Source organism: Shinella sp. GW821-FHT10F02 (assembly GCF_058809275.1).
Genome location: NZ_JBXASL010000004.1, coordinates 254,482 through 277,396 on the forward strand (window position 1 = coordinate 254,482; position 22,915 = coordinate 277,396).

At 65.4% G+C, this 22,915-nt stretch carries 22 protein-coding genes; 12 read left to right on the forward strand and 10 right to left on the reverse strand.

Annotated elements, in window-relative coordinates:
• The 4 genes from AC1RWL_RS14390 to AC1RWL_RS14405 all read right to left on the reverse strand — a co-directional run bounded on the left by AC1RWL_RS14390 (position 1) and on the right by AC1RWL_RS14405 (position 3,200).
• The gene (locus AC1RWL_RS14390; RefSeq protein WP_435266587.1) at positions 1–819 is read right to left on the reverse strand and encodes an ABC transporter permease subunit; all 819 of its coding nucleotides are present in this window, start codon (positions 817–819) and stop codon (positions 1–3) included.
• The gene (locus AC1RWL_RS14395; protein WP_435266588.1) at positions 819–1,547 is read right to left on the reverse strand and encodes an ABC transporter permease; all 729 of its coding nucleotides are present in this window, start codon (positions 1,545–1,547) and stop codon (positions 819–821) included. The genes AC1RWL_RS14390 and AC1RWL_RS14395 overlap by 1 nt, the downstream gene beginning before the upstream one ends.
• A 70-nt stretch (positions 1,548–1,617) precedes the next feature.
• Positions 1,618–2,397 carry a transporter substrate-binding domain-containing protein gene (locus tag AC1RWL_RS14400; RefSeq protein ID WP_493095083.1) on the reverse strand — a complete coding sequence of 260 codons (780 nt, stop codon included), beginning with the start codon at positions 2,395–2,397 and terminating at the stop codon, positions 1,618–1,620.
• Between the two features lie 29 nt (positions 2,398–2,426).
• On the reverse strand, positions 2,427–3,200 hold the full coding sequence (locus tag AC1RWL_RS14405) for an ABC transporter ATP-binding protein (RefSeq protein ID WP_439631442.1): 774 nt from the start codon (positions 3,198–3,200) through the stop codon (positions 2,427–2,429).
• A gap of 214 nt (positions 3,201–3,414) precedes the next feature.
• Between AC1RWL_RS14405 and AC1RWL_RS14410 the strand changes: the two genes are divergently transcribed.
• The 5 genes from AC1RWL_RS14410 (at position 3,415) to AC1RWL_RS14430 (ending at position 8,865) form a co-directional block, all read left to right on the forward strand.
• Positions 3,415–4,293, forward strand: a complete 879-nt coding sequence (locus AC1RWL_RS14410; RefSeq protein WP_493095084.1) for a dimethylarginine dimethylaminohydrolase family protein — start codon at positions 3,415–3,417, stop codon at positions 4,291–4,293.
• A gap of 10 nt (positions 4,294–4,303) precedes the next feature.
• Positions 4,304–4,936: a TetR family transcriptional regulator C-terminal domain-containing protein gene (locus tag AC1RWL_RS14415; RefSeq protein WP_493095085.1), complete on the forward strand. Its 633-nt coding sequence runs from the start codon at positions 4,304–4,306 to the stop codon at positions 4,934–4,936.
• 36 nt (positions 4,937–4,972) lie between these two features.
• On the forward strand, positions 4,973–6,163 hold the full coding sequence (locus AC1RWL_RS14420) for a pyridoxal phosphate-dependent aminotransferase (protein ID WP_493095086.1): 1,191 nt from the start codon (positions 4,973–4,975) through the stop codon (positions 6,161–6,163).
• Entirely contained in the window at positions 6,160–7,767 is a 1,608-nt protein-coding gene (locus AC1RWL_RS14425; RefSeq protein WP_493095087.1) for a 5-guanidino-2-oxopentanoate decarboxylase, read from the forward strand. Before AC1RWL_RS14420 ends, AC1RWL_RS14425 begins: the two co-directional genes overlap by 4 nt.
• Before the next feature lie 162 nt (positions 7,768–7,929).
• A complete protein-coding gene (locus AC1RWL_RS14430) occupies positions 7,930–8,865 on the forward strand; it encodes a hypothetical protein (protein WP_493095088.1) in 936 nt (311 codons plus the stop codon).
• A 46-nt stretch (positions 8,866–8,911) separates the two neighbouring features.
• On the opposite strand, the gene mscL is transcribed toward AC1RWL_RS14430, so the two are convergent.
• Positions 8,912–9,352: a large conductance mechanosensitive channel protein MscL gene (gene mscL, locus AC1RWL_RS14435; RefSeq protein ID WP_493095089.1), complete on the reverse strand. Its 441-nt coding sequence runs from the start codon at positions 9,350–9,352 to the stop codon at positions 8,912–8,914.
• Positions 9,353–9,538: 186 nt separating this feature from the next.
• Between mscL and AC1RWL_RS14440 the strand changes: the two genes are divergently transcribed.
• Entirely contained in the window at positions 9,539–13,039 is a 3,501-nt protein-coding gene (locus AC1RWL_RS14440; protein WP_493095090.1) for a hybrid sensor histidine kinase/response regulator, read from the forward strand.
• 2 nt (positions 13,040–13,041) lie between these two features.
• On the opposite strand, the gene AC1RWL_RS14445 is transcribed toward AC1RWL_RS14440, so the two are convergent.
• Positions 13,042–13,695 carry a response regulator gene (locus AC1RWL_RS14445; RefSeq protein WP_493095091.1) on the reverse strand — a complete coding sequence of 218 codons (654 nt, stop codon included), beginning with the start codon at positions 13,693–13,695 and terminating at the stop codon, positions 13,042–13,044.
• Between the two features lie 81 nt (positions 13,696–13,776).
• Positions 13,777–14,205, reverse strand: coding sequence for a hypothetical protein (locus AC1RWL_RS14450; RefSeq protein WP_256117926.1), 429 nt, complete (start codon positions 14,203–14,205; stop codon positions 13,777–13,779).
• A gap of 108 nt (positions 14,206–14,313) precedes the next feature.
• Between AC1RWL_RS14450 and AC1RWL_RS14455 the strand changes: the two genes are divergently transcribed.
• The 3 genes from AC1RWL_RS14455 (at position 14,314) to AC1RWL_RS14465 (ending at position 16,187) form a co-directional block, all read left to right on the forward strand.
• Positions 14,314–14,661 carry a DUF952 domain-containing protein gene (locus AC1RWL_RS14455; RefSeq protein ID WP_493095092.1) on the forward strand — a complete coding sequence of 116 codons (348 nt, stop codon included), beginning with the start codon at positions 14,314–14,316 and terminating at the stop codon, positions 14,659–14,661.
• On the forward strand, positions 14,661–15,746 hold the full coding sequence (locus tag AC1RWL_RS14460) for a quinone-dependent dihydroorotate dehydrogenase (protein WP_493095093.1): 1,086 nt from the start codon (positions 14,661–14,663) through the stop codon (positions 15,744–15,746). The genes AC1RWL_RS14455 and AC1RWL_RS14460 overlap by 1 nt, the downstream gene beginning before the upstream one ends.
• Before the next feature lie 138 nt (positions 15,747–15,884).
• Entirely contained in the window at positions 15,885–16,187 is a 303-nt protein-coding gene (locus tag AC1RWL_RS14465) for a DUF2934 domain-containing protein (protein WP_493095094.1), read from the forward strand.
• A gap of 134 nt (positions 16,188–16,321) precedes the next feature.
• Here the strand turns inward: AC1RWL_RS14465 and AC1RWL_RS14470 are convergent, their stop codons facing one another.
• From AC1RWL_RS14470 to AC1RWL_RS14480, 3 genes are read right to left on the reverse strand one after another with little or no spacing between them, the layout of a single operon-like run.
• Positions 16,322–17,668 (reverse strand): MATE family efflux transporter, encoded by a 1,347-nt coding sequence (locus tag AC1RWL_RS14470; protein ID WP_493095095.1) that lies wholly within the window; start codon positions 17,666–17,668, stop codon positions 16,322–16,324.
• Between the two features lie 26 nt (positions 17,669–17,694).
• Complete coding sequence (locus AC1RWL_RS14475; RefSeq protein WP_493095096.1) at positions 17,695–18,183, reverse strand: CAP domain-containing protein; 489 nt, start codon at positions 18,181–18,183, stop codon at positions 17,695–17,697.
• Between the two features lie 2 nt (positions 18,184–18,185).
• On the reverse strand, positions 18,186–18,452 hold the full coding sequence (locus AC1RWL_RS14480; protein WP_493095097.1) for a DUF6460 domain-containing protein: 267 nt from the start codon (positions 18,450–18,452) through the stop codon (positions 18,186–18,188).
• A 146-nt stretch (positions 18,453–18,598) separates the two neighbouring features.
• Here AC1RWL_RS14480 and AC1RWL_RS14485 point away from each other — a divergent pair, with 146 nt between their 5' ends.
• The 3 genes from AC1RWL_RS14485 to AC1RWL_RS14495 are packed head-to-tail and all read left to right on the forward strand — an operon-like array spanning position 18,599 to position 22,829.
• Complete coding sequence (locus AC1RWL_RS14485) at positions 18,599–19,540, forward strand: class I SAM-dependent DNA methyltransferase (protein ID WP_493095098.1); 942 nt, start codon at positions 18,599–18,601, stop codon at positions 19,538–19,540.
• A 55-nt stretch (positions 19,541–19,595) separates the two neighbouring features.
• Entirely contained in the window at positions 19,596–20,231 is a 636-nt protein-coding gene (locus tag AC1RWL_RS14490; RefSeq protein ID WP_493095099.1) for a YitT family protein, read from the forward strand.
• A 57-nt stretch (positions 20,232–20,288) separates the two neighbouring features.
• Positions 20,289–22,829, forward strand: a complete 2,541-nt coding sequence (locus AC1RWL_RS14495; RefSeq protein WP_493095100.1) for a ligase-associated DNA damage response DEXH box helicase — start codon at positions 20,289–20,291, stop codon at positions 22,827–22,829.
• Positions 22,830–22,915: the final 86 nt, after the last annotated feature.

Genomic DNA, 22,915 nt, shown 5'->3' on the forward strand with positions numbered 1-22,915 from the left:
TCAGGCACCACGCGTGGGGATTTTGCTCTCGAAGTAGCGGAAGGTGACAACCAGGATGGCGGTCAGGCAGAGATAGATGAGCGCCAGCAGCAAGAGCGGCTCATAGGTAATGTAGGTCTCCTGCCGCACCTTGGAGATGACGGCATAGAGGTCGATGACGGTGATGGTCGCCACCAGCGGCGTCGCCTTCAGCTGCAGCACGGTCTCGCCATTCAGCGTCGGCAGGGCGCGGTGCACGGCACGCGGCAGCCAGATGCGGCGGAAGACGGTGAAGGGGCTCATGCCATAGGCGCGCGCGGCCTCCAGCTCGCCCGGCGGCACGCCGGCAAAGGCGCCGCGCATCACCTCGCCCTCATAGGCGGCAAAGGAGAGGGTGAGCGCCGCCACGCCATAGGGCCAGGCCTCGCGCAGATAGGGCCAGAGGAAGGAATTGCGGATTTCCGGAAACTGCGGGAAGAGCGAGCCGAGGCCGTAATAGAGCAGCCAGAGCTGCAACAGCAGCGGCGTGCCGCGGATGACCGTGCAGAAGATCCGCGCCAGCACCTTGAGCGGCCACGGCCCCGTCACCTGCACCAGGCCGATGGGCACGGCGAGGATGAAGCCGAGGATCGCCGTCGAAAACAGCATCAGCAGCGTCACGCCGGCGCCATAGGCGAGGCGGCCGGAATATTTCGGCACCCAGTCCCAGCGCATGAACCAGACGATACAGAAGACGAGGATCGCGGCGATCGCCATCAGCACGATGCGATGCGGCTTGAACATGCTTGCCTTCGTCGGCAATTCGGTCAGCGCGAGGGCGGCAATGGTCGGATCGCTCATCAGGCGGTCCTCGCCATGCCGCGCCGATAATGGCGCTCGATGAAGCCGATCAGCACATTGGAGACCAGCGTGATCATCAGGTAGAGCACACCGGCCGCGCAGAAGAACAGCAGGTAGGCCTTGGTGCTGCCCGCTGCCTGGCGGGTGACCAGCGTCAGCTCGCTGAAGCCGACCACGGCGAGGAGCGCCGTGTCCTTGGTGGCGATCAGCCAGAGATTGGAGAGGCCGGGAATGGCGTGCGGCAGCATGGCCGGCAGCGTGATGCGGCGCATGACCTGGAACGGCGACATGCCATAGGCGCGCGCCGCCTCCATCTGCCCCGCCGGCACCGCCTTGATCGCGCCGCGCAGAACCTCCGTGGAATAGGCGCCCTGCACGACGCCGATGACGAAGATGCCCGCCGCAAGGCCGCTGATATCGACAGGACCGAAGCCGACGAGCGCGGACAACTGGTTCAGCACATCCGTGCCGGCATAGTAGAGAATGAGGATCAGCACGAGCTCCGGCACCGCGCGTACAAGCGTGGTGTAGACCTCCAAGAGGTCCTTGGTGACCGGGCCGCCATAAAGCTTGCCCATGGCGCCGCCGGTGCCGAGGATCAAGCCGAGCGCATAACCGCCGACGGCAATCTGGAGGGACTGCCAGAGCCCCGCCAGCATCACCCCGCCCCAGCCGGGCGGTTCGAGCGCAAGCAGGCTCCAGTTGATCAGCGATCCGGCATCGGCCATGGGGTCTCGTGTCCATTCGAGGAGAAAGGCCGGCGGCAAGTGCCGCCGGCATCAGAGACAGGGCAGACTATCAGCCGCCGTAGACGTCGAAGTCGAAATACTTCTTCGAGAAGGTGTCGTAGGTGCCGTTGGCGCGGATCGCCTTGATGGCGGCGTTGATCTTGTCCTTCAGCTCCGTCTCGCCCTTGCGCAGGCCGACGCCGACGCCCAGCCCGAGGATTTCCGGATCGTCCTTCACGGTGCCCTTCATGTCGCAGCAGGCGCCCTGCTCGGTCTTCAGGAAGTCGGTAAGCGCGATGGAATCGGCCTGCACCGCATCGATGCGACCGGCTGCGAGGTCGTTGTTGGCCTCATCCTGCGTCTGGTATTCCTTGACCGTGGCACCCGCCTCGCCGAAATACTTGTTGGCATAGACCTGGTGGATGGTCGCGACCTGCACGCCGAGCGTCTTGCCGGAGAGGCCTTCCGGCGTCGCGTCGAACTTCACGTCCTTGGCGCCGATGATGCCCGGAGGCGAGTTGTAATACTTGTCGGAGAAGTCGATCGTCTGCAGGCGTTCCGCCGTGATCGACATGGAGCCGATGATCATGTCGATCTTGTTGGTGGTCAGCGCCGGGATGATGCCGTCCCAGGCGACCGGCGTGATGACGCAGTCGAGCTTCGCTTCGGCGCAGATCGCCTTCATGAAGTCCACTTCCCAGCCCTGCCAGTTGCCGGAAGCATCCGGCGAGGTGAAGGGCGGATAGGGCTCGGCGGCAAAACCGACGCGGACCTGCTGGGCAGCCGCGCCCGAAATGGCCGCAAGGCCGATCGCGGCAGCAAGGGCGATTGTCTTCAAGGCACTCTTCATGATTTTCCCTCTGTTGGTTTTTTTGGTTCTCAGTGGATGGAGCTGATGAATTTTTTCAGCCGCTCCGATTTCGGCGATCCGAACAGTTCGTCCGGCGGGCCTTGTTCCTCGATGACCCCGTTCGCCAGGAAGACGACGTGGCTCGCGACATTGCGCGCGAACTTCATCTCGTGGGTGACGAGGATCATCGTGCGCTTCTCCTTGGCGAGGTCGCCGATAACGGAGAGCACCTCGCCCACCAGTTCGGGATCGAGCGCGGAGGTCGGTTCGTCGAAGAGCATGACATGGGGCTGGATGGCCAGCGCCCGGGCGATCGCCGCGCGCTGCTGCTGGCCGCCGGAGAGGAAGGCGGGATAGGCGTCGCGCTTCTCATAGAGCCCGACGCGGCGCAGCAGCGCCTCGGCGCGGCTGATCGCCTCGTCCTTCTTGACACCCAGCACATGCACGGGCGCCTCGATGACGTTTTCGAGGATGGTCATGTGCTGCCAGAGATTGAAGCTCTGGAACACCATGCCCAGGCGGGAGCGCAGGCGCTGCACCTGCTTGCGGTCGGATGGCATCATGCCGCCATGGCCGTCCTTCTTCATGGCGATCGTCTCGCCATGGATCGTCACCGATCCGGCGCTCGGCAGCTCCAGCATGTTGATACAGCGCAGGAAGGTGGACTTGCCGGAACCCGAACCGCCGATGATGGCGATGACATCGCCCTCATGCGCGGTGAGTGATACGCCCTTGAGAACTTCAAGCGGCCCGAAGCGCTTGTGCAGGTCCCTGACCGCGATAGCCTCGGCGCGTTCCGTCATCGTGGAGAGGTCTCCAGCGCACGGAAAATCGATGCATGGATCATGCCAAACTTCCCCTGTTTTTCAGCGTTCCCGCGGGCATCTTCGGCCCGTCGTGACGTCTTGTGGAAAGCATCGTGGCACTTGTTAAGAAATTATTCAAGCGTATAATAGGTCAAACGCTGACTTTTCTGGCAGCGCCCACCCATGATCAAATTTCCAGCAGGAGCATTGAATGACCGCCTACGGTTCGCAGGAAATGTCGGCCCCCCTGATGCGCGTTCTGATGCGCCGCCCCGGCGAGAGCCTGAAGGGGGCCGACGCCGCCAAGTGGCATTACGGCCCGACCTTCGACGGCGCGCGCGCCGTGCACCAGTACAAGGCCTTCGCCGAGCTGGTCGAAAAATCCGGCACCGAGATCATCTGGCTGGAGGACGAGGGCGATGGCCTCGCCGACGCGATGTTCACGCATGATCCGTCGCTGATGTCCGACCATGGTGCGATCCTCTTGCGCATGGGCAAGCCGCTGCGCGTCGCCGAGACGGCGCTGCATGAGAAAGCCTATGCCGAGCGCCAGATTCCGATCCTCGGCCGCATCCAGGGCGAAGGCACGGTCGAGGGCGGCGATTGCATCTGGCTTGACGCCAAGACGCTGGTCATCGGTCGCGGCGTGCGCACCAACCAGGAAGGCATCGACCAGATTTCCGCCATCCTGGCGCCGCACGGCATCACCGTGCTCGCCTATGACCTGCCGCTCTGGCACGGCGAGGAGGCCTGCCTGCACCTGATGAGCGTGATGAGCCCGCTTGCCGAAGACCTGGCGCTCGTCTTCGCGCCGCTGCTGCCGGCGGCCTTTTACCAGCTCCTCAAGAAGCGCGGCATCCGCCTCATCGAGGCGCCGGCCGACGAGTTTCATGCCAGCAACGGCCTGTCGCTCAACGTGCTGCCGACCAGGCCCTACGAGGTCATCATGGTGGAAGGCTTCCCGGCCACCAAGGCGGCTATGGAAGCGGCCGGCTGCACCGTCGAGACCTTCGAGGCGGATGCGCTGTGCATCGCCTGCGAGGGTGGCCCGACCTGCCTGACGCGGCCGGTGCTGCGCCGCGCGGCTTAACGGAGAAAAAATGGCCCGCCGGACCTTCCATCGCGCCCCAGAGGCCGAACGCCGCCACGACCTGATCGAGGCGACGCTCGACTGCATTGCCGAATACGGCCTGGAGGGTGCGACGGTCCGGCAGATCGCCATCAAGGCGGGAGTGACGGCGGGCCTCATCCGGCACTATTTCCAGTCGAAGGAGCATATCCTTCAGGAGGCCTATCGCATCGTCATCGGCCGGCTCACCGAAAAGGCCGAGCGGGTGACCGGCGATCCGGAAACGCGGCTGCGCGACTTCATCGTCATCAACCTGACGGAACCGGTCGCCAACAGCCGCAGCCTCTCGCTCTGGGCCTCGTTCATCAGCCGGGTCAGCGTCGATCCCGAACTCGCCGCCATCCACCGCGAAGGCTACCTGAGCTTTCGCAACGCGCTGGAAAGCCTGCTTGCCGATTTCCTGACGGAGCGCGGCCAGGATGCCTCGCCGGAGCGCTGCCGAACGCTGGCCATCGCCATCAACGGCCTGCTCGACGGGCTGTGGCTGGAAGGCTGCCTTGCCGGCGAACTTTTCGGCGAGAGCGAGTTGGTCGAGATCGCGCTCAACTCGGTCGAAACGCTGCTGGGACTACGCCTGAGGCCGGTCGACGCGACGAGCGCCTGAACCTAAACGACATCAATTGAAATGCGGAGAACGGCCATGCGCTATGCATCCATCACAAACCGGCTTCAGAATCTCGGCTCCGAAAAATGGGCGCTCCATGCCGAAGCGCGGCGCATGAAGGCCGAGGGCAAGCCGATCATCGAGCTCACCATCGGCGAGCCGGACGTACCGCCGGACCCGGTGCTGCTGGCCGAGGCCGTGCGGGCCATGCATGCCGGCCGCTATCGCTATTCCAACGGCCGCGGCGAACCCTCCATCGTCGATGCGCTGGTGCGCAAGTACCGCAAGCGCCGCAGCGACGTCACCGCTGCCAACGTGCTGTGTTTCCCCGGCACCCAGACCGCCCTCTTCGCCGTCATGCTCGGCCTCGTGGAAGCGGGCGACGCCGTGCTCGTCGGCGATCCGCTCTATGCGACCTATGAAGGCGTCATCCGCTCGACGGGGGCCGAGCGCATCGCCGTGCCGCTGCGCCCGGAAAACGGCTTCCACATGAAGGCGGCCGATCTCGAAGCGGCGATCACGCCGGAATGCCGCGTGCTGCTGCTCAACACGCCGCACAACCCAACCGGCGCGGTGCTGAGCGCTGACGAGATCGCCGAAATCGGCGCGGTCTGCCGCAAGCATGACCTGTGGATCGTCTGCGACGAGGTCTACGAACAGCTCGTGTTCGGCGCGACCTTCGCCTCGCCCTTTGACAATCCGGACCTTGCCGAGCGCACCATCGTCGTCTCCTCCATCTCCAAGTCGCATGCCGCTCCGGGCTTTCGCAGCGGCTGGGCGATCGGGCCTGCGGATTTCTGCACGCGGCTGCTCTCGGTTTCGGAGACGATGCTGTTCGGCGGCCAGCCCTTCATCGCCGACATGACGGCCTATGCGCTCGACAACCCGATCGCCACCGCCGCCACGATGCGCGAGACCTATAAGGCGCGCGCCGCCCGCTTCGTCGCATCGCTTTCGCGTGCACCGGGCCTCGTGCCGCTGCCGCCGGAGGCCGGCATGTTCATCGTCGTCGACGTCGCCGAAACCGGCATGAGCGGCGAGGACTTCGCCTGGGCGCTGCTCCGCGAGGAGCTGGTCGCCGTGATGCCGGGTTCGTCCTTCGGCGACGAGGCGGAGGACTATATCCGCCTCAGTTTGACCGTACCCGATGCCCATATCGACGAGGCCTGCCGGCGCATCACCGCGCTTGCCGCCCGATCCGCAAGCCCCAAGGAGCGCCGCGCATGACCACCAAAACCGTAGGCGAAGTTCTCGTCGACCTCCTGGAGGCCAATGGCGTCGACGTCGTGTTCGGCATTCCGGGCGTGCACACGGTCGAGCTCTATCGCGGGCTCGCCGCCTCGAAGATCCGGCACATCACGCCGCGCCACGAACAGGGCGCCGGCTTCATGGCGGATGGGTATGCGCGCGTTTCCGGCAAGCCGGGTGTGGCGCTGGTCATCACCGGCCCGGGCCTCACCAACACGATCACGGCGATGGCGCAGGCGCGGCAGGATTCCGTGCCGATGCTGGTCATCTCCGGCGTCAACCGGCGCGATTCGCTCGGCCATGGCCGCGGCCTCCTGCACGAACTGCCGGACCAGCAGGGCATGATGAAGACGCTGGCGCTCTATTCGCACACGCTGCTCAACCCGGCCGACCTGCCGCTCGTCGTCGAGCGCGCCTTCGCCGTGCTGCTCTCCGGCCGTCCCGGCCCGGTGCATATCGAAATCCCGACCGACGTGATGGCCAAGCCCATCGAGACCGGCAGTTTTCCCCGTGCCGTCGCGACCCGTCCGCGCGCCGATGCGGAAACCCTGCAGCGTGCGGCGATCCTCTGCACCAATGCGACGCGCCCCGTCATCCTCGCCGGCGGCGGCGCGGTGACGGCGGAAGACGAAATCCGTGAGCTTGCGGAGCGCATCGGCGCCCCGGTCGTCACCACGGTCAATGCCCGCGGCATGCTGGCCGGCAATGCACTCTGCGTGCCGGCAAGCCCGAGCCTCAAGGCCGTGCGCCGGCTGCTTGCCGATGCCGACCTCGTCGTCGCTTTCGGCACGGAATTCGGCCCGACCGACTACGACATCAATGTCGATGGCGGCTTCCCGCGGCTGAAAACGCTGATCCGCATCGATATCGACGCCGCGCAGCTCGCCCGCACGCCGCAATCCGGCCTCTCGATCTTTTCCAGCGCCAAGACGGCGGCGGCCGGCATGCTCGGCTTCCTCGAAGGCCACAAGCCGATCGGCAACGGCGCCGCCCGCGCCGAAACCGCGCGCAAGAACGCCTGGAAGGAACTGACGCCGAAGATGCAGGTGGAAGTCGGCGTCATCGACGCGGTGTACCGCGCGCTGCCGAAAGCGATCATCGTCGGGGATTCCACCCAGGCCGTCTATGCCGGCAACTATTATTGCGATGCACCGCGCGCGCGCAGCTGGTTCAATGCGGCGACCGGTTATGGCGCGCTCGGTTACGCCCCGCCGGCGGCGATCGGCGCCGCCCTTGCCGAACCCGATGCGCCGATCGTCTGCCTCGTCGGCGATGGCGGCCTGCAATTCTCGCTGTCGGAAATCGGCTCGGCGGCGGATGCGGATGCGCGCGTGATCTTCCTCGTCTGGAACAATGACGGTTACCAGGAGATCGAAAACTACATGGTCGATGCCGGCATCACGCCGGAAGGGGTCAAACCCTCTGCACCGGATTTCATCGCCATCGGCACCGCCTATGGCGTGCCCTCCGAACGGCTCGCGGACGTGCGCGACCTGCCGGCGGCACTGGAGCGGGCGGGCGGGCGCAACGGCCCGAGCCTCATCGAAATCCACCAGACGAAGACGGCCGGCGCGACGGCCTGATTCGCAGGCACGGCACGCCGGGCGACAAAAAGGCATTGGCCGGGGCGGGTGATCCCGTTCCGGCAAAGCCTGAAATCTCTGGGGTTTCAGCCGGACGGAAGCCTCTTTTGGCCGCCTTACTTTGCAAAACCGTCGTTTATTTGTCATGGATGACCGCGCTGTTTGCCGCCCACCCGCGTCGACGGCTATGGCAACGGGCTCGGGCAAAGGTTGACGGACCAGCAGAAACTTCCACGACCGGTCTATCAAAGGGTGCCGCCCGGTGCGCGGCCGCCCGCGCCGTCCTTTGTCCAGAAGGTGCTCGATTGGGTGCCGATGCGCGACTTCCTGGCGGCTCAGGCGGGTTTCACCGGACGGTTCAACCGCGCGGTCAAGCGGCTCGATCGCGAGGGCGGCCCGGCGATCCCGGCGGCACAAAGCCATTTTCATTTCGGCGAACAGCTTGTCATTCCGGTGGCTGCAAAGAGCCTGACGACGCGGCTTCGCGACAATATTTCCGATCGCGAGCGGCTGCGCTGGATCGGCACGCATTTTCTCGACGGCAGCGACTGGAGCCGGATCGTCGAACCGCTGGAAAACTCTTCCTCGCACGCGGAGATCCTGGAACTTATCGGCACGCGGCAGGATTTTCGCGAGGGCAAGCGCTATCGTGGCTATGCAAAACGCATCCATGACGGCGCCGTCGTCAAGCGCAACCGCATCGTGATCGACACGATCGACAAGCTCGACAACTATTTCGAATATTATCTGGCGCTGATCGCCGACATCGAGACCAACGGCATTGTGCCGCATTCCGATCTCGGCCTGCTCGGCCAGACCGGCCGTCGCCACCGCTGGACGCGCACGCTCTGGCAGGACCTCGCCGAACGCGACATCGGGGTGGCGATCGATGCGGAAGGCCGCCTCGTCCGCCACACCAACGGTAAACATCGCATGGCGGCGGCGCTGGCGCTCGGCATCGAGAGCATCCCGGTCGAAATCCGCCTCGTGCATGCGGGCTGGCTCCGGCAGCAGGCCGACCTGCTCGGGCTTTCCCCGGCCGACGCCCTGCTCGCAACGCTCGAACAGGCCCGCGCGACGGGCTGGCCCGCAACGTAAAAAGGCCCGGCGAACCGGGCCTTTCGAATTGTCGGCCTGCGAAACCTCAGATGGCCGGGCGGCTCTTCAGGAGGTCGCGGATTTCGGTGAGAAGCAGCACGTCTTCCGGCGGCGGCGCGGGCTCGGCAGCACCGGCGGCCTTTTCCTTCTCCAGCGATGCGCGCATGCGGTTCACGCCCTTGATCATCAGGAAGATGATCCAGGCGAGGATCAGGAAGTTGATGAGGACGGTGATGAAGCTGCCATAGGCGAAGACGGCGCCCTGCTCGCGGGCGGCGGCGAGCGACGTTGCCGTCACATTGCCGGAGAGCGCGATGAAGTAGTTGGAAAAGTCGAAACCACCCCCGGTCAAAGCACCGACGATGGGCATGACGAGGTCGTTGACGATGGATTCGACGATCTTGTTGAAGGCTGCACCAATGATGACACCCACGGCGAGGTCCATAACATTGCCGCGGGCGATGAACGCCTTGAACTCATTGAGCATGCGGGTCTCCTTTTGCTGCGACGCAAGGGCAACCTAGTGTAGTTTTTCACGGGAGGAAACTGGGGCCTATCAATATCTAGGGGTTTACACACCGTCCATGTCCACCCCCAACCTTAGACGCAATTTCCTTCCCGGCATCTTTGGCCTATTCTGCGCAAAGAAGGCCGAAGGACTGCGGGAGGAAGCATGCCGGGCTCGCTGATATTCGCCTTGGCGCTCGCCTATCTGCTGCTGCTCTTCGCGGTCGCAAGTTACGGGGACCGCAAGGCCAAGCGCTCCGGCCGAGCATCCAAGGGCCGGCCGCTGGTCTATGCGCTGAGCCTGGCGATCTACTGCACCTCCTGGACCTATTTCGGCGGCGTCGGCCTCGCCACCACGCACGGCCTGGAATTCGCCGGCATCTATATCGGCCCGATCCTGATGTTCACGCTCGGCATGCCGCTGGTGCGCCGCATCGTGACGCTGGCGAAATCCGAACGCCTCACCTCGATCGCCGATTTCGTCGCCGCCCGCTACGGCAAGAATCCGGGTGTCGCTGCAGTCGTCGCGCTGATCTCGCTGATCGGCTACATTCCCTATATCGCGCTCCAGCTGAAGGCGGTTTCGAGCTCCGTCTCGGCCATGGTCGATACGACCGGCTTCGGCATCGCGTCCTCGGGCGGCCTCGTCGACCTGCCGCTGGTCGTGACGCTCTTCCTCGCCTGTTTCGCCATCGTCTTCGGCACGCGGCATACGGACGCGACCGAGCACCAGGACGGCTTGATCCTCGCCATCTCGATGGAATCGCTGGTGAAGCTTGTCGCCATCGCCTCGATCGGCATCTACGTCATCTATTTCATGTTCGACGGGCCGGGCGACCTCTGGCAACAGGCATCGCAAAACGAACGCGTCATGCAGTCGCTGAGCTATGAGACCCCGGTCGCGCGCTGGATTCTGCTGATCGTGCTGTCGGCCTTCGCCATCGTCATGCTGCCGCGCCAGTTCCACGTCACCGTGGTGGAGAACCGCACGGCCGGCGAATTGCGCATGGCGGGCATCCTCTTCCCGCTCTATCTCGTCGCCATCAACCTCTTCGTGCTGCCGGTGGCGATCGGCGGCGTTTTGACCTTCAACGGCACGGGCGACGGCGACCTCTATGTGCTGACGCTACCCATCGCACTCGACCAGCCGGTGCTGACGCTGGTCGCCTTCATCGGCGGCTTTTCCGCCGCCACCGCCATGGTCATCGTGGCATCGGTGGCGCTCTCGATCATGGTATCGAACGACATCGTCATCCCGGTGGTGCTGCGCCGCAACCTGATCGGCGGCGTCGATCAGCAAGACGACCTGTCGCGCATGCTGCTGCGCATCCGGCGGCTCGCAATCTTCTTCGTGCTGCTGCTCGGTTATGCCTATTACCGCGCGGCGACCGCCAATGCCGGCCTCGCCTCGATGGGCCTGCTCGCCTTCGCCGCCATATCGCAGGTGGCGCCGACGCTCCTCGGCGGCCTGTTCTGGCGCAATGCCAATGCGCGTGGCGCCATGGCCGGCATGATCTCCGGCCTCGTCGTCTGGGCCTACCTGCTGTTCCTGCCGAGCATCGGCGTCGCGGACAATGCCTATGTCGCCGAAACCGTGCTCGGCTTCCTCTTCCCCGGCTCCACCATCTTCACCGGCGACAATGCCGATCCGCTGGTCAACGCGACGCTGGTCGCGATGATGGTCAATATCGGCGCCTATGTGGTCGGCTCGCTGACGCGCAACCCGACCTCGCTGGAGCGGCTCCAGGCCGCCACCTTCATCCCCTCCAAACCCCGCCTCGAACGCGCCTTCCGCGGCCGCCGGACCAAGGTGACGGTGAAGGATCTCAAGACGACGATCGCCAAATATCTGGGCGAGGAGCGCATGCAGCGCTCGTTCCACACCTATGAACGCCAGGTCGGCCGCTGGCTGGAAGACAATGCGCCGGCCGATGCCGCGATCGTGCATTTCTCCGAACAGCTGCTTGGCAGCGCCATCGGCTCGTCTTCCGCGCGCCTCGTGCTCTCCCTCGTGCTCCAGCGCATCGACGACACGCCTACGGATACGGACTGGCTGCTCGACCAGGCAAGCGAGGCGCTGCAATATAACCAGGACATGCTGCAGACCGCGCTCGGCCAGATGGACCAGGGCATCGCCGTCTTCGACAGCGCCGGCAACCTCACCGTCTGGAACCGCCGCTTCCGCCAGTTGCTCGACCTGCCGGAATATGTCGGCCAGGTCGGCTTTCCGCTGGCCGATATCGTCGACATCCTGGTGGAGCGCGGCGATATCGCCGAGGCCGACCGCGAGGCAGCGGTGACGCGCACCATGATCTATGACGAACCCTTCGCGCTGGTGCTTTCGGGCGGCGAGCGCATCATCGAAGTGCGCACCAACGCCATGCCCGAAAAGGGCTTCGTCTCCACCTATACCGACATCACCGACCGGGTGGCGGCCGACCGCGCGCTGAAACAGGTCAACGAGACGCTGGAACAGCGCGTCGTCCAACGCACCGCCGAACTGACCCGCGTCAACACCGAGCTTGCGGAAGCCCGCGCCGCCGCGGAAGAGGCGAATATCAGCAAGACGCGCTTCTTCGCCGCCGCCGGCCACGACATCCTTCAGCCGCTCAATGCCGCGCGCCTCTATTCCTCCTCCCTCGTCGAACGGCTCGGCGAGACGGAAAACCGGGAGATGATCCACAATATCGATTCCTCGCTGGAATCGGTGGAGGCCATCCTGGGCGCGGTGCTCGACATTTCGCGCCTCGATACCGGCGCGATGAAGCCGCGCGTGCAGACGGTTCCCCTCAAGGACCTGCTCAAGCGCATCGAGACCGATTTTGCGCCGATGGCGCGGGCGAAGGACCTGAAATTCACCGTGCTGCCCTCGTCGCTCGCCATCCGCACGGACCCGAACCTGCTGCGCCGCGTCGTGCAGAACCTCGTTTCGAACGCCATCAAATACACCAATTCCGGCAAGGTGCTGGTCGGCGTGCGGCGCAAGGGCGGGCAGGCCTTTATCCAGGTGCTCGATTCCGGCATCGGCATCCCCGCCTCGAAATTCCGCACGGTCTTCAAGGAGTTCGCCCGCCTCGACGAGGGCGCGCGCACCGCGCCGGGCCTCGGCCTCGGCCTTTCCATCGTCGACCGCATCTCGCGCGTGCTCTCGCACCCGGTCGAGCTGCAATCGACGCCGGGGCGCGGCACCAGCTTCAAGGTGCGCGTACCGGTCGATGCCGCGGCAAGCCGCCCTGTCGCCGACAAGCCGGCGATCGTGCCCGCGAGCGACGAGCCGCTCCGGGGCCTGCGCGTGCTCTGCATCGACAACGAGCCGAAAATCCTCGACGGCATGCGGCTCCTGCTCTCCGGTTGGGGCTGCGCGGTGACGCTCGCCGAATCGGTGGCGGCGGTGGAAGCGCTGGTGGCGGCCGGGCCGCCCGCGATCGATGCCGTCATTGCGGATTATCATCTCGACGATGGTACAGGGATTGCCGCGATTGCCACGCTGCGGCGCGCGGCGGCACGCGAAGTGCCGGCGCTGCTCGTCACAGCAGACCGCACGCCGGATGTGCGCGCCGAAGCGGAGCGCGACAATATCCTCGTACAGAACAAGCCCGTGCGCCCCGCCTCGATGCGGGCCTGGCTGACGCAGTTTTCCGCGCTGGAGCGGGCGGCCGCCGAATAGGGTTAGGCCGCCGCCTGCGCGCTGCCGATCTTGCCGAGCTGGATGACGGCCTGGGTGCGGCTGTCGACGTTGAGTTTCAACAGGATCGCCGAGACATGCGCCTTGATGGTCGCCTCGGAGACGCCGAGCTCGTACGCGATCTGCTTGTTGAGCAGGCCTTCGGCGAGCATCGCGAGCACGCGCGACTGCTGGGGCGTGAGGGTGCGCAGGCGCGCGATGAGATCGGCCACCTCGCTGTCCTGCTCCGGCGCGCGCACATAGCCGCCCGGCGTGTAGATATTGCCCTCGAGCACCGAGCCGATGCCCTCGCGGATATCCTCGATGGAGGCGGATTTAGAAATGAAGCCGGAGGCGCCGAGATCGAGCGCACGGCGGATGGTGGCCGGATCGTCGCTTGCCGAGACCACCACGACCGGCAGGCTCTGGAACTCGGCGCGAAGCGAGATGAGGCCGGAAAGGCCGCTGACGCCGGGCATGGCGAGGTCGAGCAGCAGCAGGTCGGCATTCGGATTGGCCGTGGCCGCCTGGCGCGCCGCCTCGAAATCGCCCGCCTCGACGATATCCGGATTGCCCGCCATTCCGGTGAGCGCCTGTTTCAAGGCGCCGCGGAACAGCGGATGGTCATCCGCGATGATGATCGTGAGTGCCGATGCCATGCGCTCCCTCCCCAGAGTACAAAGACCAGTATGGACCTCGCGACGGATGCGGCACGGTCTTCGCCGGCTAAGGATGCTCCGTCAGGTCTTTTCGGGGATCGCGTCCGTCCCGGGGGCGGTTTCCTCCTCGCCGTCCTCCAGGTTTTTCACGATGCCCATGAACCTTTGCATCATCTTTTCCATGATGCTCATGGTCCGGTCAATCTCTTCATCCGTGGGTAGTGACGGTTTTACGGCCGTTTGCCCGGTTGCGCCGCCTTTTTCCAACGCTTCGACGCGCTTGGTCAGGAGGTCCAGTTCCTTCTCGAAGGCGGCGCGCTCGTCGGCCGCCATGCGGCAGACGATCTGGCCGTCCTGCTCCCGGCACAGCGAAACCTCGCCCGACACGGTATCGAGCCGCACGAAGCCGCTATCGGTCTTGTCCATGCGATAGCGGCCTTCGCCCTCCGCCTGGGCGGAGCCCGCCAGGAGGACAGCGACGAAGACGAGGGGCAGAGAGCGAATTCGCATGCAAAATCCTCCAAGGACCGGTTCCCGGGCGTGTCGCCGGTGGACATTCGCCGTTCTTTGCGGCAAGCGCTACCGTTGAGAACGGCAGGCAAGGGAGAAACGGGCGAGATGGCCAAAACAATCTACAAGATCGTTCCGGCAAGTCTGTGGCAAAAAGCAAAGGAAGCCGGGATTTTCGAGGGCGCAGCGATCGACCTCACCGACGGCTTCATCCATTTCTCCACAAGCGCCCAGGCAATCGAGACCGCCGCCCGCCATTTCGCCGGCCAGAGCGATCTCCTGCTGGTCGCCGTCGATGGCGACGCGCTCGGCGAAAAGCTGGTTTATGAGGCGTCGCGCGGCGGCGATCTCTTCCCGCATCTCTATGCCGCCCTGCCGCTTGCCGCCGTGCTTTGGGAAAAGCCTCTGCCGCTCGGCCCTGACGGCGCCCACCAGTTTCCGGAGATGAATGCGTGATGTCGCTGCTTTCGACGCTCGGCCGCAAGGGCCTCTTCCTGTTCGATCCCGAGACCGCGCATGGCATGTCGATCGCCGCGCTGAAGACGGGCATCGTGCCGGCCTGCCCGGCGAAGGCCGATCCGCGTCTCGCGCAGACCATCGCCGGCCTCACCTTCCCCAACCCGCTCGGCATGGCCGCCGGCTACGACAAGAATGCCGACGTGCCGGAAGCGCTGCTGCGCCTCGGCTTCGGCTTCACGGAAATCGGCACGGTGACGCCGCGCGCGCAGGAGGGCAACCCGAAGCCGCGCATCTTCCGCCTTGTCGAGGACGACGCCGTCATCAACCGCCTCGGTTTCAACAATGCCGGCCATGCCGCCGCGCTGGAACGCCTGAAGGCCTGCCGGCGCGATGCGCTGATCGGCGTCAATATCGGTGCCAACAAGGACAGTGCCGACCGGGTCGCGGACTATGTCGCAGGCATCCGCACCTTCTACGACGTCGCGCGCTACTTCACCGCCAACATCTCCTCGCCCAACACGCCGGGCCTGCGCGATCTCCAGGCGAAGGATAGCCTTCACGCATTGCTTTCCGCCGTGCTTTCCGCCCGTGCGGAGGAAGCGGCCCGCAGCGGCCGCCAGGTGCCAGTCTTCCTGAAGATCGCGCCGGATCTGACGGAAGAAGGCCTCGACGACATCGCCGAGGTGGCGCTCGCGCATCCGCTGGACGGCCTCATCGTCTCCAACACGACGCTGTCGCGCGCAGGCCTTCGGGATACGCGCCAGGCCGGCGAGGCGGGCGGGCTTTCCGGCAAGCCGCTCTTCGAGAAATCGACCACCGTACTCGCCAAGATGCGCCGGCGCGTCGGCGAAAACCTGCCGCTCATCGGTGTCGGCGGTGTCTCATCCGCCGAGACGGCGGCGGAGAAGATCCGCGCCGGCGCGAACCTCGTCCAGCTCTATTCCTGCATGGTCTATGCCGGTCCGGGCTTGGCCGGCGAGATCGTCGGCGGGCTCTCTCGCATTTGTGATCGCGAGCAGATCGCCTCGATTTCCGCGCTTCGCGGAACCCGTGTCGCCCATTGGGCCGACCGGCCCCTCTGAGCGCCACAACGGAACCAAACTCGCCCGGCAGGGTTTCTCTCCTGCGGGTGGAGTGCGCGGCAGAAGCCGATAACGATCGACGGTAGCCTGCACCGATCCCGCCCAATAACGGCCAAAAAGGCAGGAAGGGACAAGACCATGGACGATCACAACGAAAGGATCCGGCAAAGGGCCCACGAAATTTGGGAAGAAGAAGGTCGCCCGGAAGGCCGCGAATATTCGCACTGGTTGCGCGCCCGGGCGGACGTGAACGAGGCTGAGACCTCAGGGTCGGAGCGGGCCAGCAAGGCAGATATCGCGCAGAGCACGCTTCCGCCCGGCACCGTGCCGGAAAATCCCACGGCGGAAAATCCCGAACGCATCGTGCGGCTGACGCCGGTGCCCGCGAAAAAGCCGCTTGATGTCCGGGACATCGACACCCAGCTCGACCAGCCGTTCTGACGATCAAGCGCCCGGGCCGGGGTTGCGCTCCGGCCCGACGAGCCGGAGCATTTCCAGCCGAAGCGGCATAGCTTCGGCGTCGGATAATGCGGAAAAACAAAAACCTGAAGCATTTCCGGTGAACCGGAAATGCTTCAGGCGAATTGCCGCCCGGCCAGCACGGGTAGCCGCAAGGCCAGGAAAATCCCGCGAAACGCCAGAAACAGATTGAGCGATAGCCAGAGGCCGTGATTGCCCAAGAGCGGCACGAAAATCGCGAGCGCCAGCAGATAACCGGCAAAGGCCGCCAGCATCATGTTGCGCATGGCCGACGACCAGGTGGCGCCGATGAACACACCATCCATCTGAAAGGCGAGCGCGCCGGTGATCGCCGTCAGCGCCGCCCAGGGCAGGTAGGCCGCCGCCTCCGCCCGCACGCTTTCCGTCGTGGTGAGCAGGCCGATGACATCCGACCCGAAGGCGAGGAACAGCGCCGTGGTAAAGGCGCCAAGGCCGAAGGACCAGAGCATGGTCAGCTTCACCGCGCGGTCGAAGGCCGGCCGGAAATTCGCGCCGAACGCGCGACCCACGAGCTGCTCGGCCGCATTGGCGATGCCGTCGAGATAATAGCCGGCAACGAGGAAGATGTTCATCAGCACCGCATTGGCGGCAAGCACGAGCGGGCCGAAGGACGAGCCGATGCGCGTCATGATGGCGAAGGCGCCGATCAGCACGAAGGTGCGGATCATGATATCGCGGTTGAGCGAGAAGAGCGCCTTCAGCCGTGTGCGGGCGAAGATTTCCGCGCGCGTCGGACGGTTCGCCCGGTCGAAGCGCGAGACGACGATGAGGAGGCCGGCCAGCATGCCGATCGTTTCGCCGGCAAGGGTGGCCCAGGCGATGCCGGCAATGCCCCAGCCGAGCCCCAAGCCCAGCGTGATCGACAGAACGATGTTGATGCCGTTGATGATCGCCTGCAGCAGCAGCCCCGTTGTGCCCTGCCCGCGGCCGAGCACGAAGCCGAGCAGCGCATAGTTGGCGAGCGCCATTGGGGCGGAGAGCACGCGGATCGTGAAATAGGTCGTGGTCACCGCGGCAACGCCCGGGCCGGGCGCCATCAGGAAGAGGCCGGCAGACAGGAGGAGCGGCGACAGCAGCGCGATCGCCAGCCCGCAACAGAGCGCGATCGTCAGCGAGCGCCAGTAGACCGCCTGCTCCTCGCGCCGGTCGCCGCGGCCGAAGGCCTGCGCAACCAGCCCCGTCGTGGAGGCGCGCAGAAAATTGAAGCTGCCGAGCAGGAGATCGAAAATCACCGCGCCGACGGCCATTCCGGCCAGCGCATCCGCCGAGCCGAGCCGGCCGGCCACGGCCGTGCCGGTAAGCCCGATCAGCGGCGTCGTCAGGAAGCCGAGCGTCATGGGAATGGCGATCGCCAGCACGAGCCGGTGCGTCACCTCGAAGGGGCCGGCCTCGCCGTTTTCGCCTGCTGCCGTCGCATTCATATTCCCGCCCCGCCCCCGGCTTCAGTTCAGCTCGACAGCACCATGGCCCAATAGGGCCGGTTGCCGGTTGCAGGATTGGAGACGACCGCAACGCCGAGGCCGCGATAGCCGGCACCCAGCATGTTTTCGAGATGTTTCGGCGAGCGATACCAGGCGTCGAAGGCGTCTGCGGCGCTGTCCTGCCCGGCGGCGATGTTTTCCGCCGCCGGCAGGGCGACTTCCATGCCCTTCATCCGCTTCAGGAAATTCGCGCCGAAGCCGATATTGTGCTCCATCTTGCCGGCGGCCGCCATGCGGCTTGCCTGGTCCATCGCCGCGCGGCTCGCCGCCTTGTCGATGGCGAGCATCGGCAGGCCGCGCCCAGCTCGAAGCTTGTTGATCAGCGCGAGCGAGGGTGGCGTCTGGTCGCTGCCGGTGCCGGCGGAGGGCGTCAGCACGCTGGTGGTGGAACAGCCCGCGGCAAGTGCTGCGACGGCGGCCGCGGAGGCGGCAAGAAGGGTGCGTCGGGAAACCATGGTCAGCGGCGATAGCTCAGTATGCGGATGAGAATGAAGACCGGCACGACGATGACGGCGCCGAGCAGCAGGTAGTCACCGATGCGGCCGAGCGCCTTGAAGCCGGTGTTCCACAGGTCGACCACGAAATCGCGGGCGGCAAAGAGGATGTCGTCCGGGTAGAGCCCGAAGACCGACATCAGGAAGCCCACGGCCACCGACAGGATCAGGAGCTTGATAAACACGCGCAGCGGTGTGTCGCCGAGAAACCCGTTCACGCCATTGGACATGGGCTGATTCTCCAAAATTCGTTCGCTTCCAGATAAGCTGTCACCGGTCCCGCGGCAAGCAAGCGGCTTGCCTTCGAGAATTCGCTTGCCTTTTGCCGCGGCCCTGCCATGTAGCTCCGCCAGTTTCCCCGTTTCCACAGGCCCCGATGACGAGCCCGCATTTCTCCTCCGGCGACCTCATCGCCGACCGTCGCGCCGACTACGCCCGCATGTTCGCGGAATCGGGCGAGTTCGCGGAGGCGCAGGAACTCATGGAACAGGCGCTCGAGCAGGTGCCGATGTGGGCCGCCGGCTGGTTCCGGCTCGCCGAATATGCGGAAAAATCAGGCCGGAAGGAGGCGGCGGCGGCCGCGCTCGAAAAAGTCCTGGCCCTCGACCCCACCGACATTTTCGGCGCCGGCCTGAAACTCGCCGTGCTCGGCGCCGCGACCGCGCCCGCAGCCCCGCCAAGCCCCTATGTCGCGCGCCTCTTCGACGACTATGCCGACCGCTTCGATACGGCGCTTGTCGAGCGGCTGGAATACACGGTGCCCCGCACGCTTGCCCGGCTGGTACGTCAACACGCGGGCGAGGACGCGCAGTTCGGCCTCGTCTCGGATATCGGCTGTGGTACCGGCCTGTTCGGCGTGGAAATCCGCGGCCATGCCGGCCGGCTGGAAGGCTTCGACCTTTCCGCCGGCATGCTGGCCAAGGCAGCGGAAAAGGCGGTCTACGGCCATCTGGCGCAGGCCGACCTGTCGCGGCCGGCGGGCGACAGCGGCCTCTTTGCCGATGCGCCGCAAGCGCGCGCCGATCTCGTCAGCGCCGCGGATGTGCTGATGTATCTCGGCGATCTCTCCGAGGTTTTTGCAAGCGCCGCGCAGCTTGCGAAGCCCGGCGGCCTCTTCGCCTTTTCCGTGGAGGATGGCGGTGAAGGGGATGCGCCGCTGCTACGCCCGTCGCTGCGGTATGCGCATCCGGAAGCCTTCATCCGGCGGCGGATGGCGGAGAATGGTTTCGACCTGCTTGCCCTCGAAAAGAGCGTGATCCGGCAGGATGCCGGCCAGCCGGTGCATGGCCTGCTCTTCCTCGCGCGCCGGCAGGCATAGGCTTGCGCCGGCAGCGCTGCGCTATACAACAGCAAAAGACCATCGGAGATCAGGCATGGACGTGGACAAACGGCGTTTCGGCTTCTGGAACCCCACCCCTACCCGCCATACGCCGCTGGAAGATGCGCAGGGCCTGTTTGCGAGCAGCATGATCGCCGCGCTCGGCCTTGCCCTGATGAGCAGCGCCGGGCTGGTGGCAAGCGGCACCGCCGGCGTCGCCTTCATCCTGCACTACCTCACCGGATACAGCTTCGGCCTGTTCTATACGGTGGTGAACATCCCCTTCTACGTGCTGGCGCTCAAACGCCTCGGCTGGGCCTTCACGATCAAGACCATCATCGCCGTCTCGCTCACCTCTTTGATCACCGAGCTGCAACCGCATTTCGTGCGCATCGAGAGCATCGATCCGATGTGGACGGCGGTGCTGGCCGGCATCCTGCTCGGCTTCGGCCTGCTCGGCCTCTACCGCCACCGCGCCAGCCTCGGCGGCGTGGGCGTGCTGGCGGTCTACCTGCAGGAGCGCTTCGGCATTCGCGCCGGCCTCGTGCAGCTCGCCTTCGATCTCGTGGTGCTGGTCGCGGCCTTTTCGGTCGCGGCACCCTTCATCGTGCTCTGCTCGGTCGTCGGCGCCGTGGTGCTCAACCTGTTCCTGACCGTCAACCACCGCGCCGACCGCTATATTGCCATGTGATCCGATTTTTCGCGGGGCGCGGCTTCACATTCGATGGGCCGTCACTAGCTTAAACGCGTGAACAGCTTCGATTCTACCTCTGGCGAATCCGCCACCGGCCTTGCCCTCCTGCCAAAACCCTTCGCCGACTGGTTCGCGGCCAAGGGCTGGCAGCCGCGCGCGCACCAGATGGAACTGCTCGCCCGCGCCACGGCCGGCGAGAGCCTGCTCCTCATCGCGCCGACCGGTGCCGGCAAGACGCTCGCGGGTTTTCTTCCCGCGCTGACCGATCTTACGCGGCGCGGAAAAATCCCGCCCGGCTCCGCCTTCACCGGCATCCACACGCTCTACATTTCGCCACTGAAAGCGCTCGCCGTCGATATCGAGCGCAACCTGATGAAGCCGGTTTCCGAGATGGGCCTGCCGATCCTGATCGAGACGCGCACCGGCGACACGCCGCAGGCCAAGCGCCAGCGCCAGCGGTTGAACCCGCCCGATATCCTGCTGACCACGCCCGAGCAGGTGGCGCTGCTGATCGCCAATGGCGAGGCGGAGCGCTTCTTCAAGGACCTGAAATATGTGATCTTCGACGAGCTGCATTCGCTCGTCACTTCCAAGCGCGGCCACCTGCTGTCGCTCGGTCTCGCGCGGCTACGTCGTCTGGCACCCGGGCTGCGCACCATCGGACTTTCGGCCACCGTCGCCGAGCCGATGGACCTGCGCCGCTGGCTGGTCGAGCAGGCACCGGATGCTGAAACCCATGCCGGGCTCGTCACGGCACCGGGCGGGGCGAAGCCGATCATCACCATCCTAAAGAGCGAGGAGCGCGTGCCGTGGTCCGGCCATTCGGCGAAATATGCCATGCCGGAGGTCTATGAGGCGATCAAGCAGCACAAGACGTCGCTGCTCTTCGTCAACACGCGCAGCCAGGCGGAAATCCTCTTCCAGGCGCTCTGGAACATCAACGAGGATACGCTGCCGATCGCGCTGCATCACGGCTCGCTCGATGTCGGCCAGCGCCGCCGGGTGGAGGCCGCGATGGCGGAGAACAGGCTGCGTGCCGTCGTCGCCACCTCGACGCTCGATCTCGGCATCGACTGGGGCGACGTCGATCTCGTCATCCATGTCGGTGCGCCGAAGGGCGCCTCCCGGCTGGCGCAGCGCATCGGCCGCGCCAACCACCGCATGGACGAGCCGAGCCGCGCCATCCTGGTGCCCGCCAACCGTTTCGAGGTGATGGAGTGTCAGGCGGCCCTCGACGCCAATTATCTCGGCGCGCAGGATACGCCGCCGGTGGGGCAAGGCGCGCTGGACGTGCTCGCCCAGCATGTGCTCGGCATGGCCTGCGCCGCGCCCTTCGACGAGGACGCGCTCTTCGCCGAAATCACCTCCGCCTCGCCCTATACCGAGCTGCCACGCGAAAAATTCGACCGCATCGTGCAGTTCGTCGCGACCGGCGGTTATGCGCTGAAAACCTATGAGCGTTATGCCCGCATCCGCAAGACGGTGGACGGGTTGTGGCGTGTCTCCAACCCTGGGGTCGCCCAGCAATATCGCCTGAACCTCGGCACCATCGTCGAGATGCCGATGCTGAACGTGCGCATGGTCAAGCGCGGTGCAAAAGGCGTGGTCGGCCGTGGCGGCGCGTCGCTCGGCAAGGTGGAGGAATATTTTCTGGAGATGCTGGCGCCCGGCGACACGTTCCTGTTTTCCGGCAAGGTGCTGCGCTTCGAGGGCATCCGCGAGAATGAATGTCTCGTCTCCCAGGCCTTCTCGCTCGATGCGAAGGTGCCCGCCTATGCGGGCGGGAAATTTCCGCTCTCCACCTATCTTGCCGACCAGGTGCGCAGCATGCTGGACGATCCGCAGCGCTGGGGCGCGCTTCCGGATCAGGTGCGTGACTGGCTGGCGCTGCAACGGGACGTCTCAACCCTGCCGAAACGCGACGAGCTTTTGATCGAGACCTTTCCGCGCGGCAGCCGGCACTACATGGTCGCCTATCCTTTCGAGGGGCGGCTGGCGCACCAGACGCTCGGCATGCTGCTCACGCGTCGACTGGAGCGCGCCGGCCGACGGCCGCTCGGCTTCGTCGCCACCGACTATTCGCTCGCCATCTGGGCGCTCGATGACCTCGGCTACACGTTTGCCGTCGAACGGCCGTCGCTCTCAAGCCTGTTCGACGAGGACATGCTGGGCGACGATCTGGAAGCCTGGCTCGATGAAAGCTTCATGCTGAAGCGCACCTTCCGCAATTGCGCCGTGATTGCCGGCCTTATCGAGCAGCGCCATCCGGGCAAGGAAAAGACCGGCCGGCAGGTCACCGTTTCCGCCGACCTGATATACGACGTGCTGCGCAGCCACGAGCCGGATCACATCCTGCTGGAGGCGACCCGCAACGATGCGGCGGCGGGGCTTTTGGATATTCAGCGATTGGGCGATATGCTGGTGCGAATCAAGGGCCACATCACCCACCGCCGGCTCGACCGCATTTCGCCGCTCGCCGTGCCGATCATGCTGGAAATCGGTAAGGAACTGGTGGCGGGCGAGGCGCAGGATTCGCTGCTGGCGGAAGCGGCAGAGGACCTGATCGCCGAGGCGATGGGCGAGACACAGATCTAGAGCATTTCCGGTGAACTCCGGTTCACCGGAAATGCTCTAGGTTTTTATTTTTCCGCATTATCCGACGCCGAAGCGATGCCGCTTCG

Excerpts from the sequence above, each read along its gene's own strand:
- AC1RWL_RS14390 (WP_435266587.1), bottom strand. The coding sequence starts at position 819 with ATGAGCGATCCGACCATTGCCGCCCTCGCGCTGACCGAATTGCCGACG.
- AC1RWL_RS14395 (WP_435266588.1), bottom strand. The coding sequence starts at position 1,547 with ATGGCCGATGCCGGATCGCTGATCAACTGGAGCCTGCTTGCGCTCGAA.
- AC1RWL_RS14400 (WP_493095083.1), bottom strand. The coding sequence starts at position 2,397 with ATGAAGAGTGCCTTGAAGACAATCGCCCTTGCTGCCGCGATCGGCCTT.
- AC1RWL_RS14405 (WP_439631442.1), bottom strand. The coding sequence starts at position 3,200 with ATGACGGAACGCGCCGAGGCTATCGCGGTCAGGGACCTGCACAAGCGC.
- AC1RWL_RS14410 (WP_493095084.1), top strand. The coding sequence starts at position 3,415 with ATGACCGCCTACGGTTCGCAGGAAATGTCGGCCCCCCTGATGCGCGTT.
- AC1RWL_RS14415 (WP_493095085.1), top strand. The coding sequence starts at position 4,304 with ATGGCCCGCCGGACCTTCCATCGCGCCCCAGAGGCCGAACGCCGCCAC.
- AC1RWL_RS14420 (WP_493095086.1), top strand. The coding sequence starts at position 4,973 with ATGCGCTATGCATCCATCACAAACCGGCTTCAGAATCTCGGCTCCGAA.
- AC1RWL_RS14425 (WP_493095087.1), top strand. The coding sequence starts at position 6,160 with ATGACCACCAAAACCGTAGGCGAAGTTCTCGTCGACCTCCTGGAGGCC.
- mscL (WP_493095089.1), bottom strand. The coding sequence starts at position 9,352 with ATGCTCAATGAGTTCAAGGCGTTCATCGCCCGCGGCAATGTTATGGAC.
- AC1RWL_RS14440 (WP_493095090.1), top strand. The coding sequence starts at position 9,539 with ATGCCGGGCTCGCTGATATTCGCCTTGGCGCTCGCCTATCTGCTGCTG.
- AC1RWL_RS14445 (WP_493095091.1), bottom strand. The coding sequence starts at position 13,695 with ATGGCATCGGCACTCACGATCATCATCGCGGATGACCATCCGCTGTTC.
- AC1RWL_RS14450 (WP_256117926.1), bottom strand. The coding sequence starts at position 14,205 with ATGCGAATTCGCTCTCTGCCCCTCGTCTTCGTCGCTGTCCTCCTGGCG.
- AC1RWL_RS14455 (WP_493095092.1), top strand. The coding sequence starts at position 14,314 with ATGGCCAAAACAATCTACAAGATCGTTCCGGCAAGTCTGTGGCAAAAA.
- AC1RWL_RS14460 (WP_493095093.1), top strand. The coding sequence starts at position 14,661 with ATGTCGCTGCTTTCGACGCTCGGCCGCAAGGGCCTCTTCCTGTTCGAT.
- AC1RWL_RS14465 (WP_493095094.1), top strand. The coding sequence starts at position 15,885 with ATGGACGATCACAACGAAAGGATCCGGCAAAGGGCCCACGAAATTTGG.
- AC1RWL_RS14470 (WP_493095095.1), bottom strand. The coding sequence starts at position 17,668 with ATGAATGCGACGGCAGCAGGCGAAAACGGCGAGGCCGGCCCCTTCGAG.
- AC1RWL_RS14475 (WP_493095096.1), bottom strand. The coding sequence starts at position 18,183 with ATGGTTTCCCGACGCACCCTTCTTGCCGCCTCCGCGGCCGCCGTCGCA.
- AC1RWL_RS14480 (WP_493095097.1), bottom strand. The coding sequence starts at position 18,452 with ATGTCCAATGGCGTGAACGGGTTTCTCGGCGACACACCGCTGCGCGTG.
- AC1RWL_RS14485 (WP_493095098.1), top strand. The coding sequence starts at position 18,599 with ATGACGAGCCCGCATTTCTCCTCCGGCGACCTCATCGCCGACCGTCGC.
- AC1RWL_RS14490 (WP_493095099.1), top strand. The coding sequence starts at position 19,596 with ATGGACGTGGACAAACGGCGTTTCGGCTTCTGGAACCCCACCCCTACC.